11 protein-coding genes are annotated in these 12,349 nt (G+C 32.0%); 6 read left to right on the top strand and 5 right to left on the bottom strand.

Going from position 1 to position 12,349, the window contains the following annotated elements; genetic code table 11:
- Positions 1 to 32 precede the first annotated feature (32 nt).
- Complete coding sequence (locus IUY40_RS03155; protein WP_195735439.1) at positions 33 to 1,112, bottom strand: DNA replication/repair protein RecF; 1,080 nt, start codon at positions 1,110 to 1,112, stop codon at positions 33 to 35.
- A gap of 242 nt (positions 1,113 to 1,354) precedes the next feature.
- Between IUY40_RS03155 and IUY40_RS03150 the strand changes: the two genes are divergently transcribed.
- From IUY40_RS03150 to IUY40_RS03125, 6 genes are all read left to right on the top strand, one after another.
- Positions 1,355 to 2,140 (top strand): tetratricopeptide repeat protein, encoded by a 786-nt coding sequence (locus tag IUY40_RS03150; protein ID WP_195735438.1) that lies wholly within the window; start codon positions 1,355 to 1,357, stop codon positions 2,138 to 2,140.
- 84 nt (positions 2,141 to 2,224) lie between these two features.
- Positions 2,225 to 2,794: a 6,7-dimethyl-8-ribityllumazine synthase gene (gene ribH / locus IUY40_RS03145; protein WP_195735437.1), complete on the top strand. Its 570-nt coding sequence runs from the start codon at positions 2,225 to 2,227 to the stop codon at positions 2,792 to 2,794.
- A gap of 164 nt (positions 2,795 to 2,958) precedes the next feature.
- Positions 2,959 to 4,857, top strand: coding sequence for a DNA mismatch repair endonuclease MutL (gene mutL / locus IUY40_RS03140; protein WP_195735436.1), 1,899 nt, complete (start codon positions 2,959 to 2,961; stop codon positions 4,855 to 4,857).
- Positions 4,854 to 5,669 carry a rhomboid family intramembrane serine protease gene (locus IUY40_RS03135; protein WP_195735435.1) on the top strand — a complete coding sequence of 272 codons (816 nt, stop codon included), beginning with the start codon at positions 4,854 to 4,856 and terminating at the stop codon, positions 5,667 to 5,669. Before mutL ends, IUY40_RS03135 begins: the two co-directional genes overlap by 4 nt.
- A gap of 41 nt (positions 5,670 to 5,710) precedes the next feature.
- A complete protein-coding gene (locus tag IUY40_RS03130) occupies positions 5,711 to 6,577 on the top strand; it encodes a rhomboid family intramembrane serine protease (RefSeq protein WP_195735434.1) in 867 nt (288 codons plus the stop codon).
- Positions 6,578 to 6,597: 20 nt separating this feature from the next.
- Positions 6,598 to 7,644 (top strand): endonuclease/exonuclease/phosphatase family protein, encoded by a 1,047-nt coding sequence (locus IUY40_RS03125; RefSeq protein ID WP_195735433.1) that lies wholly within the window; start codon positions 6,598 to 6,600, stop codon positions 7,642 to 7,644.
- A gap of 9 nt (positions 7,645 to 7,653) precedes the next feature.
- Here IUY40_RS03125 and IUY40_RS03120 read toward each other — a convergent pair whose 3' ends face one another.
- From IUY40_RS03120 to dapB, 4 genes are all read right to left on the bottom strand, one after another.
- Positions 7,654 to 8,268: a WbqC family protein gene (locus IUY40_RS03120; protein ID WP_195735432.1), complete on the bottom strand. Its 615-nt coding sequence runs from the start codon at positions 8,266 to 8,268 to the stop codon at positions 7,654 to 7,656.
- 74 nt (positions 8,269 to 8,342) lie between these two features.
- A complete protein-coding gene (gene lepB, locus IUY40_RS03115) occupies positions 8,343 to 9,947 on the bottom strand; it encodes a signal peptidase I (protein WP_195735431.1) in 1,605 nt (534 codons plus the stop codon).
- A 42-nt stretch (positions 9,948 to 9,989) separates the two neighbouring features.
- Positions 9,990 to 11,546, bottom strand: coding sequence for a signal peptidase I (gene lepB, locus IUY40_RS03110; protein WP_195735430.1), 1,557 nt, complete (start codon positions 11,544 to 11,546; stop codon positions 9,990 to 9,992).
- Between the two features lie 70 nt (positions 11,547 to 11,616).
- A complete protein-coding gene (gene dapB, locus IUY40_RS03105) occupies positions 11,617 to 12,315 on the bottom strand; it encodes a 4-hydroxy-tetrahydrodipicolinate reductase (protein ID WP_195735429.1) in 699 nt (232 codons plus the stop codon).
- Positions 12,316 to 12,349: the final 34 nt, after the last annotated feature.

Here is a 12,349-nt window from a genome sequence, read left to right as displayed (position 1 = left end):
TAAGTTTTTTTAATTTGGGAATCTTTATGAAATCATAAATTAAATATTTTGTAACTCTGATGTGTTGACTTAACAATGGTTTCAGTCCGATCTGGATGTGTGTCTGAAATAAAAAGTTGACCAAAAGTATCGTTATTAACCATTTCTATAATTTTGGCTACTCGACTTTCGTCTAATTTATCAAAAATATCATCAAAGAGTAAAATTGGTTTTACACCACTTTGTTTTTTTAAGAATTCAAACTGTGCTAATTTTAAAGCAATCAAAAATGATTTTTGCTGTCCCTGTGATCCGAATTTTTTAATAGGATGGTTGTCTATTTCAAAAGACAAATCATCTTTATGAATTCCAATACTTGTATATTGTAAGGCACGGTCTTTATTAATGTTTTCTTGTAGTAGCGTGAGTAGGTCTTTTTCGAACAAATGACTTTCGTAGACTAATTGTACTGTTTCTTCGGAGCCTGTTATCGCATGATGATGTGCATTGAAAATTGGGATAAAAGATTCGATGAATTGTTTTCTCTTTTCAAAAATAGATTTACCGTAGCTGTCCAATTGCTCATTATATATAGATAAGGTATCATTGTCGAAAACGTGATTCAATGCAAAATATTTGAGTAGTGCATTACGCTGGCTAATTACTTTTTGGTATTGAATAAGTTGTTGCAGATAATGAGAGTCTAATTGTGAAATCACAGTATCCATAAATTTACGGCGTGTTTCGCTTCCTTCAACGATCAAATCTCTGTCTGCTGGAGAAATTATTACTAAAGGAATGAAGCCGATGTGGTCAGAGAATTTATCGTAGGCCTTGCCATTCCTTTTTAGGATTTTTTTTTGCCCTTTTTTTAAACTGCATACGATTTGTTCGTTTCGTTCGTTTTTTTCTATCTCGGCATCTATCACAAAAAACTCTTCTCCATGCTTAATGTTTTGAACTGCCAAAGGATTGAAATAGCTTTTTCCGTAGGCTAAATGGTAAATAGCATCGAGTACATTGGTTTTCCCAATACCGTTTTTTCCAACGAAACAATTTATCTTTTTGTCAAATTCGAAATTTGCTTCAGAAAAATTTTTATAGTTGAATAAAGAAATTTTTTTTAAATACATTTTAAACTGCTGAAATAAAGCTTGTTGTTGTTTTTGTTTAACAATTTTTAAGCGTGTGCAAATTATTGAAAAATATCGATATAAACTGTTTTTTTAGGGTTTAGTGTCTGAATTATTTTGAATTTTATACATGAAAAAGTTCGATTTTGAGGGAAATTTTTTTAAAATTAATTTAAAGTTGATTTTTTTCATGTAAGTTTCAATAAAAATTTTATTTTTGCCGTTCACTAAATTATTTTTAAATGGCTACTTACAATAAAAGAGGATATAAAGCACCTAAAGAAAAAGAAGTTAAAGATGAAGTTGTTAATGAAGAGCAACAAGTAATTCTTGATGGGAAAAACAGTACAACTGCTGAAGTTTTTTCTAAATTAGATGAGACTGCTTCTAGAACAGAGGACTGGGTTGCTAGAAACCAAAAAATTATTATTGGGTTAGTTGCTGCGATTGCTGTAGGAACTATAGGTTATTTGGTTTACCAAAAATTTATCGCTTCTCCTAAACAAGAAGAGGCCGCTAATGAAATGTTTGTTGCTCAACAAAATTTTGAAAAAGCAACTAATGGAGTAGCTAGTGATTCTTTGTATAAATTAGCATTGAATGGTTCGGAAGGTAAATTTGGATTTGTGAAAATTGCAGATGAATATTCTGGAACTGATGCTGGGAATTTAGCAAATTATTATGCTGGTATTGCTTATTTAAATACTGGTAAATATGATGAAGCAATTTCTTATTTGGGTAAATTTAAGTCTAAAGATTTAATTTTAGGCGCATTGGCGAAAGGTGCAATAGGTGATGCGTATTCTCAAAAAAATCAACAAAAAGAAGCTTTAGATTATTATGTAAAAGCGGCTGAATTAAATAAAAATGATTTTACTACGCCACGTTTCTTGCTTAAGGCAGGTAAAACAGCTTTGACTTTAGGTCAAAAATCTGACGCTCTTAAGTATTTTACAGATGTTAAAGAGAACTATGATGCAACTCCAGAAGCAGCTTCTGTAGATGTATTGATTGGATTAGCGCAATAAATAATTGTAGAGTTAGAAATTTACATTTAAGATTTGTATTTTAGCAGTCTTATAATTGAAATTCTAAAATCTTAAATAATAAAGATGGCTACCGAAAATAAAAATTTATCAGATTACGATAAAAACACAGTCCCAAATGCGAAAAATTTTCGATTTGGGATTGTTGTTTCTGAGTGGAATGACACTATAACAGAAGGCCTTTATAATGGCGCTTTTGAAACATTTATTGAGAATCAAGTTCCTGCACAACAAATTATTCGATGGAATGTTCCTGGAAGTTTTGAGTTGATCTATGGAGCAAAAAAAATGTTGCAAACTCAAAATGTTGATGCCGTAATTGTTATTGGATGTGTAATTCAAGGACAAACAAAACATTTTGATTTTGTATGCGAAGGTGTGACGCAAGGAATTAAAGATTTGAATGTTCAAACTGATATTCCCGTTATTTTTTGTGTGTTGACAGATAATAACATGCAACAATCTATTGATAGGAGTGGTGGTATTCATGGCAACAAAGGTACCGAGGCCGCTATTGCAGCGATAAAAATGGCATATATCCGTCAGCAAGCATCTTTAAATCAGTTTCAAGACCAGCCGTTGTTGTCAAGTGGGGCGCTTCAAATAGAAGACAAACCATTGGAGTTAGAAAAATAAAAATACATCTGTAAGAATATTGATGCCTATACTGTGTAAAAACAGTATAGGTTTTTTTGTTTTTTTTATGATTCATAAAGCTATAAAACCCAATAGAAATTCATTAAATTTGTAATCTTTGGTTTTATACCAAAGATCTAAACTATAAACCCAAATTTTTTTTAATGTCGAGTATTATACAATTACTTCCTGATCATGTTGCCAATCAAATTGCTGCTGGAGAAGTGGTTCAAAGACCTGCATCGGTGGTGAAAGAACTTTTAGAAAACGCAGTCGATGCAAAAGCAACAGATATTAAATTAATCATCAAAGATGCTGGGAAGTCATTGGTACAAGTCATTGATAATGGTTCTGGGATGAGTGTTACTGATGCACGTTTGTGTTTTGAACGTCATGCAACTTCCAAAATACGCCAGGCAGAAGATTTGTTTTCTTTGCACACCAAAGGATTTCGTGGCGAGGCATTAGCATCTATTGCTGCAATTGCTCATATGGAAATGAAAACTAAACAAGATCAGGAGGAGCTAGGAATACATATTGTTATTGAAGGCAGTAAATTTGTATCGCAGGAAGTAGCTGTTTTGCCAGTAGGAACTTCATTCGCGGTTAAAAATTTGTTTTTTAACATACCTGCCCGAAGAAATTTCTTGAAGTCAGATACGGTTGAATTTCGCCATGTTATGGATGAGTTTCAGCGTGTAGCTTTGGCACATGCTAATATTCATTTTACTTTTTATCATAACGGAAGTGAAATGTTTAATTTACCCCCTTCTAGCTTTAGACAACGTATTGTTGGGATTTTTGCAGGTAAAACAAATGAGAAATTAGTTCCTGTAAATGAAGAAACTGAAATCGTAGCCATAAAAGGATTTGTGAGTAAACCAGAATTTGCTAAAAAAAGTAGGGGAGAGCAGTTTTTCTTTGTTAACGATCGTTTTATTAAAAGCAGTTATCTGCATCATGCAGTTATGGCTGCTTATGAGGGGATTTTAAAAGATGGTGCCCAGCCAAGTTATTTCTTGTACTTATCAGTGCCACCTAATACGATTGATATTAATATTCACCCAACAAAAACCGAAATTAAGTTTGATGATGAGCAAGCTTTATATGCTATTTTAAGAGCATCTATTAAGCACAGTTTAGGGCAATTTAATGTAGCTCCTGTTTTGGATTTTGATCGAGATGCTAATTTAGATACCCCTTACCATTATAAAGATTTAGAAGGAGAAACGCCAACAATTCAGGTTGATGGTACTTTTAATCCCTTTACGGATGATAAAACAAATAAACATTATTCTAATTCAGGTTCTAGTTTTAGTAGTGGCTCTAGTTCTGGTAGTTCTAATTCGTATTCTAGTTATAAAAAACCAGAGCCAACAGCTAGTTGGGAAAGTTTATATGTAGGTTTAAAGCAAGACACCGAGGAAATAGGGATGATGTCTTTTGAAAATGAAGAGGTAACCTCGTCTTTATTTAATGATAATGAGATCGAGCAAACTGTTCATAAGACCTATCAAATTCATAAAAAATATATTGTTTCACCTATAAAATCAGGAATGGTGATTGTAGATCAGCAACGGGCTCATCAACGTATTTTATACGAACAGTTTTTGCATAATATGACCGTTAATCAGGCTTCTAGCCAACAATTGTTATTCCCTTTAAATTTATTTTACTCATCTACAGATTTGGAAATCATTAAGGAATTACAATTATCACTTGTAAATACTGGTTTTGTTTTTGAGTCTTCTTCGGAAGATCATATTGTGATTTCAGGAATACCTGTTAATAGTACCGAAAGTGAAGTGTCATTGGTTATAGAACAATTGTTAAGTGATTTGCAAGATGGAATTCCAGAAAGTAGTTTTTCTCAAAATGATACAATCGCTAAATCAATGGCGAAAAGTATGGCTGTAAAAACGGGCTCCTATTTAACAGAAAAAGAACAAGATAATTTAGTAAACGGACTCTTTGCTTGTAAAGATCCAAATATTTCTCCATTTCAAAAACCAACTTTCATCACAATGCGTGTGGAAGATATAGATAAAAAATTTGCCTTATGATGAATATGACTCCAGTTGTAAAACAATTATTGATAATTAATATTATTTTTTTCCTAGGTTCACAATTAGTGCCAGTTTCTTATGAGTATTTCTCGCTTTATTTTCCAGAGAATTATCAATTTAAGCTTTGGCAGCCAATTACGCATATGTTTATGCACGGAGGATTTATGCATATTGCGTTTAATATGTTTGCATTGGTCTCTTTTGGATCTGCATTGGAGCATTTTTGGGGAGGGAAAAAGTTTATATTCTTTTATATTTCATGTGGACTTGGAGCAGCTTTGTTGCAGTTAGGATTTAATTACCTTCAAATACAAAATGTTTTAGAAGGTGCATCTAATTTAGGTTTGTCAGATAGTTCATTACATCAAATATTAAACGTGAATTTCACAGATGGTGGGAGTTACCGTGGTGATTTATTCATGGATGGTATCAGGCCAATTTTAGATAAAGTAGGAAAAACTAATTTATTAAATGAGGTTAATTTTAAAAGTTTATTTGATGCCTCTATAATTAATCAAACACCTATGGTTGGAGCTTCGGGAGCAATTTATGGACTTCTGGTAGCTTTTGCTTTCATGTTTCCTAATGCTGAGTTGGCTCTTATGTTTATTCCGGTGCCTATAAAAGCTAAGTATTTTGTGCCTGGAATCATCGCTGTCGATTTATTTTTAGGTTTTAAAGGAAGTTCATTGTTTGGTAGTGGAGGCACAGGTATTGCTCATTTTGCCCACATTGGAGGGGCACTTGTTGGATATTTAATGATGTGGTATTGGAAAAAGACTCAGTTTAATAATAATCGTTGGAATTAATTTTTTAGATTTATTACTTATATTATAAACAGAAAAGACATATGAATATATTAGACGATTTAAAATTGCAATATAAATTAGGAGGAATTGCTCAGCGAGTAATCTATTGGAATATCGCCTGTTTTTTAGTTTCATTAGTTTTTTTTTATCAGTTTTCGATAGGTCAATTTGCTTTTCCGAGTTGGTTGGCATTATCATCAGAACCAGCGGATTTTTTATTTAAACCTTGGACATTCCTTACTTATGCTTTTTTCCATGATGGGTTTCTGCATTTGTTGTTTAATATGTTGATTTTAAATTTTACTAGTTCTTTGTTTTTGACCTTTTTTACTGAAAAACAATATTTGGGATTGTACATTTTAAGTGCAATCTTTGCAGGAGTAGTATTTGCTCTTAGTTTTTATTTCCTAAGTCTTGACTCTTCTGTAGTTGGAGCTTCAGCTGCTATTATGGCGATTCTAGTTGCTACAACGACTTATCAGCCATTAATGACGGTTCGTTTGTTGCTTATCGGTAATGTAAAATTATGGCATATTACTGTCGTTATTTTAGTATTAGACCTAATGCAGTTTCGATTAGGTAATATGGGGGGACATATATCTCATCTTGCTGGTGCTGTTTTCGGATTTGTTTTTATTAAATTATTACAAAGTGGTTTTGATCTAAGTAAGATTGTAACTCGTGTTTTAGATTTTTTTACTAATTTATTCAAGAAATCACCCTCGACTCCATTTAAGAAGGTACATAAAAATTACAATAATATAACTACTCAAAGAACTACCTCTAAAATTGTAACTAAAGATAAAACTCAACAGCAAATAGATGAGATTTTAGATAAAATTAGTCAGTCAGGTTATGATTGTTTAACAAAAGAAGAAAAAGAATTTTTATTTAAAGCTGGGAAATAAAAATTATTAATTAAAGTGTAATGAAGAATCTTTCATGGTTTAATAAAATAATGTTCTTTTTGAATATAGTACTTACTGTGTTGACATTCAGTGCTTATATTTTGCCTTTTTTAGCTCCTAAGATGTTTCCTCTTTTGTCGGTATTTACTTTGTTTATGCCGTTGTTTTTTGTATTTAATGGATTATTCTTTTTTTATTGGGCAATTCAGTTTAAGAAGCGAATGATTCTATCAGGATTAGTTCTCTTGATGGGAATTACTTTTATAAATAAATTTTATAAATTTTCGACTAAAGAGTATATTAAAAATGAAAAGGATTTTACGGTAATGAGTTATAATGTACGACTGTTTAATGTTTTTAAATGGATCGATAGAGAGGATGTTCCTCTTGATATAAAAGCCTTTATAGATGAAAAAAATCCAGACATTTTATGTATTCAAGAATTTTCAAATTCAGCTCATATTGATCTAAAAGTTTATCCACATAGATATATATTTATGGGAGGGAATAAGATTAAAACCGGTCAGGCAATCTTTTCTAAGTTTCCTATATTGTACCAAGGAAATATTGTTTTTCCTAATTCGAATAATAATGTGATTTATGCCGATATTAAGCGTGGTAAGGATATTATAAGAGTTTATAATATGCACTTGCAGTCGATTAAGATTTCACCAGATGTAGATGAAATTTCTGAAAATATTGATGTGATGAATCAGGAAAAATCACAACGTATTCTTTCCCGAATAAGTAAGGCATTCAAGCAACAGCAAGAGCAGGCAGAAATTTTCAGAGAGAATAAAAAAGAATGTACTTACCCTCTTATAATATGTGGAGACATGAATAATAGTCCTTTCTCATATGTTTATCGTAATATAAAAGGGAAATTAAAGGATAGTTTTGAAGAAGCAGGCGAAGGATTTGGAGCTACATATAAGTTTCGTTATTATCCTGCGAGAATCGATTATATTTTTGCTGATAATAATATGAAAGTAAAGAAATTTGAAAGTTTTTCAGATTTTGAAAACTCAGACCATTTTCCTGTTTTGGCAACACTATCTATGGAGTAATACAGTAAATTATATTTTTTGATTCTTTAAATATTCCATTGCATACTTTCCTTCATTAAAGATCAGATCCAATACGCTTAGGTTATTTATAAAACCATGTTTATCATCAAAAACTTGAGTATAGCTCTCAAATACATTATTGTCCTTTTTTCCGTTCGCTAAGGTTCTAAAATCCGAAATGGCGCCATCTGTGTCGTGAAAGTATTCTAAGGTTTTACCGTACTCTAATTTCATTCGCATGCATTTCGAAACAATATCCAAAGCTTCGAAATTTACGTCGATTAAAAATTGATGTTTTTTTTCAAAAATAGGGCGGATATCATCTTCGAAAAATTCAAAAAAAGGAGAGCTTCTATAGGCTGCTTCTAATGATTTAAAATGTTGCTTTTGCCAATCAAATTCATTCTCTACTTGAATATCTTTAGTTTTTTGATGTGCGTTTTTAGAGTGCTTTATAGGTATGTTTAGTAATTGAATTCCGTTTGGACTGTAAATATAAGTACGGTTTCTATTGGTTTGTTTTTGGAAATTATCTTCTATTTCAAACGTAATGGTTTCAGATTGTGCCATTACAGCACAGTGGCTAATTGAAGGGAAATAGGTTGGGAGTAATAGTGAATTCATGTGATTTTTTGTTTGATTGGTTAATTGTTTTGGAAAAGTAAGTAAACAATTAGGCAGTTCAACGAATAAACGAGTTATGCTTTTTTCTCTTTTCTTTTTCTCCAAAAATATTCGCCAACAAAGTAGGCTGCTAAAAGGAATAAGAAATATTTGAAATATGATTGTGGTTGACCTTCGCCATCTACAGTAGTAAAAACTCTATTCCAGCGAATTTTATTAAGTCCTTTGCCATGTGTATCCCAACTCATCCATATGAATACTGGTTTTCCTATGACATGATCAAAAGGTACAAAACCCCAATATCTGGCATCGATTGAGTTGTCTCTGTTATCACCCATCATCCAGTAGTAATTTTGCTTAAAGGTATAGGTTGTAGCAATCTTACCATTAATTAAAATTTGATTTCCTTTAACTGTTAAATCATTACCTTCATATTCTGTAATTAGGCGTTTATAAACAGGAAGAACATTTAAATTGATGTCAATCGTTTTTCCTTCTTCAGGAATATAAAGTGGTCCAAAAAAATCATTATTCCAGTTGTAATTTTTATTATGTGGGAATATTTTAGGATCTCTTTCGCCTTTGTTTTCTTTTCTTAGTTCTAGGCTTTCTATGTAAGGATTATTTTTAGCCTTGCTAACTGCTTCTGGAGTTGCCTGTACGTAATAGCTATCGGTTTTAGGGTCGTAACCTACATCGTCAGTAATATCATATTGTCTTAAAAGATTAGCGATTTCTTCATATGAAGAGAACTTAACCTTGAATTTAATAGTGTAAGAAAACTGTAGTCTAACTCTTTCAGTTTGTTTCATTTCTTTCCCGTCGATATAGACAAGTCCATTTCTGATTTCTAAGGTATCTCCTGGAACTCCAACACATCTTTTTACTAAGTTAGTTTTTTTGTCGATTGGTTTGTAATAATTTCTATCTGGCGAAAAATTATTCATGTCCAAAAGCGTATCTGCTGGTTGGTTAAAAACAACAATATCATTGCGTTTTATTTCTTCAAAAGCAGGTAGTCTTAAATATGGTAGTTGAAGCTTGTTTAATAATGAAGTCTTTTTTTGAGTTACATCATCATTAAATAAATACGATTTCTTTTGTAATCCTGGAATTGTATCATGTACCATAGGTAAAGCTACAGTTGTCATTGGTATTCTTGGACCATAATTTAGTTTACTTACAAATAGAAAATCGCCAACTAACAATGTTTTTTCTAATGAAGAACTTGGTATCGTAAATGGTTGAATAATATACGTATGAACTAAAGTTGCAACAATTATTGCAAAAAGAAGCGAGCTAAATGTTTCAACGGTTTTGCTTTCGGGTTTTAAACTTCTATTGGCATTGTATTCTAGTTTTTGAGTATAGTTTACATAATAGATGTAAAATCCAAATGTAACAAGTCCTAGAATAGTGTCTAATGTCGTTTTTTTTCCAAAAGTTCGTAATGTTTCAATCCAAACTACAGGAAATATAATCAGGTTAATAATCGGAATAAAAAGTAACAACGTCCACCAAGTAGGTCGGCTGATAATTTTCATTAATACAATGGCATTGTAAACAGGAATAGCAGCTTCCCAGCTTTTTCTTCCAGCTGTCACATATAATTTCCATGTTCCTATAAAATGGATTACTTGAACAATTAGGAAGAATATAAACCATGAATAAAATGTCATATCAATTTTTTTAAGTCAAGATTATTTTTTAAGTCCTAGCTGCTATAGGTTCTTTTTCTCTTTTCTTTTTTTCCAAAAATATTCTCCAATGAAAAAGGCTGCTAGGGCAAATAAGAAATATTTAAAGTATGATTGTGGCTGACCATCACCATTTACAGTAGTGAAAACTCTATCCCAGCGCACTTTATTTATTCCTTTACCATTTGTGTCCCAACTCATCCAGATGAATACTGGTTTTCCAACAATGTGATTTTCTGGAACGTAGCCCCAGTAGCGGCTATCCTCTGAGTTATGACGGTTATCTCCCATCATCCAGTAATAATCTTGTTCAAAAGTATATGTTGTTGCAACTTTTCCGTTAATACGTATCTCAGAACCATTTACTTGTAGATTGTTTCCTTCATATTCTTTTATAATCGCTTTATAAAAAGGCAAAGTTTTGGTTGTTAATGCAACAGTTTTTCCTTTTTGTGGAATATATATCGGACCAAAATTATCTGCATTCCAATTATCTAATTGTGGAAAAATACCTGGATCTACACCTCTTGCAATCTCTCTTTTGACATAAGTAATTCCAGGAACATTTCTTAATCTTGCTGCACTAGCTTCTGTTAATGCTCTAAAGTAAAGAGTATCTTTTTTCACATCATCTTTAAAACCTGCACCATCTGTGATGTCTAATTCTCGTAATAAAGATTCAAAATCGATAGGAGTTTTTCCATCCAAAGCCACTGCATAAGAGTATTGTGGTTTTGCTCTTTCAGGTAGAACCAATACTTTTCCGTTTATATAAACGATTCCGTCTTTTATTGCTAAGCTATCACCAGGAATACCGACACATCTTTTTACATAATTTGATTTTTTATCAATTGGCTTGTCTGCTCTTCTCCCAGAAGTATCAAAAAATTTATAAACAGTATCCATTGGCCAGTTAAAAACGACAATATCTGTTCGTTTTATTTGCTCAAAAGCAGGAAGTCTAAAATAAGGTAATTGTGGCCATTTTAGGTATGATTTCTGTTTTGTCATAGGTATAGAGTCATGAACCATTGGTAAAGCAACAGTAGTCATGGGAACTCTAGGGCCATAGTTTAATTTGCTTACAAATAAGAAATCGCCAATAAGTAATGATTTTTCTAATGACGAAGTTGGAATTGTATAAGGTTGTACAATATAAGTGTGAACTAAAGTAGCTACAATTATAGCAAAAAGAAGGGAGCTAACGGTATCAGCGGTTTTACTTTCAGGGACTAGGCTTCTATTTGGATTATGAACTAATTTTTGAGTGTAATTTATATAATAGATGTAAAAACCGAAAGTTACAAGGCCTAAGATGGTATCTAAAGTAGATTTTTTTCCAAAAGTTCTTAAGGTTTCAATCCATATAACAGGAAACATAATCAGGTTAATGATCGGAATAAAAAGTAATATTGTCCACCAAGTTGGTCGTCCAATAATTTTCATTAGTATAATAGCATTATATACAGGAATTGCAGCTTCCCAACTTTTTCTTCCTGCAGCTTCATATAATTTCCAAGTTCCTATAAAGTGAATAACTTGCACTGCTAAGAAGAATAAAAACCATAAATATAGTGTCATGCTAATTTGTTTTAAAGTTTAAAATATAAATTTTGATAAATGAATTTTTATATTTCTAATGTTGTTTTATTTAAAATTCCAAAACATCTTTCATTGTGAAGATACCTTGTTTTCCAGCAAGCCATTCTGCGGCCATTACTGCTCCAAGAGCAAAGCCTTCTCGGTTATGTGCTGTATGTTTTATTTCTATACTATCAATGCCTGAATTATATGTTACAGTATGTGTTCCAGGAACAGTACCAATTCTTTTAGTTTCGATATGAATTTCTGTAGGTTTTGCCTCGTCTAGAGTCCAGTTGGTGTAGGGGCTATTTTCGATTACGCCTTTTGCTAATGAAATAGCAGTTCCGCTTGGGGCATCTAATTTTTGAGTATGATGGATTTCTTCCATTTCTACTCTGTAGCTATCAAATTTAGACATGATTCTAGCTAAATGTTCATTAAGTTCAAAGAAAATATTTACGCCTAAGCTAAAATTTGAACTAGAGATGAATCCTCCTTTTTTTTCATTGCAAAGAGCGACCATTTCGTTATAATGTTCTAGCCAGCCTGTTGTTCCAGAAACTACAGGGACATTGTTGTTAAAACAATTTGAAATGTTTGCAACTGCAGCTGTCGGAACACTAAAATCAATGGCTACGTTGGCGGTTTCAAGTCCTTTGTAAGTATTGAATTCATCCTTTTTTAAGACAATTTCATGACCTCTTTCTAAAGCAATTCTTTCGATTACCTGCCCCATTTTTCCGTATCCTAAAAGCGCAATTTTCATTTTTGTGTTTTGTTTTATATTTTAAGAATAAAGT

The organism is Flavobacterium sp. ALJ2 (assembly GCF_015594725.1).
Classification (GTDB): Bacteria; Bacteroidota; Bacteroidia; order Flavobacteriales; family Flavobacteriaceae; genus Flavobacterium.
This window is presented reverse-complemented; position numbering and strand designations above follow the sequence as displayed.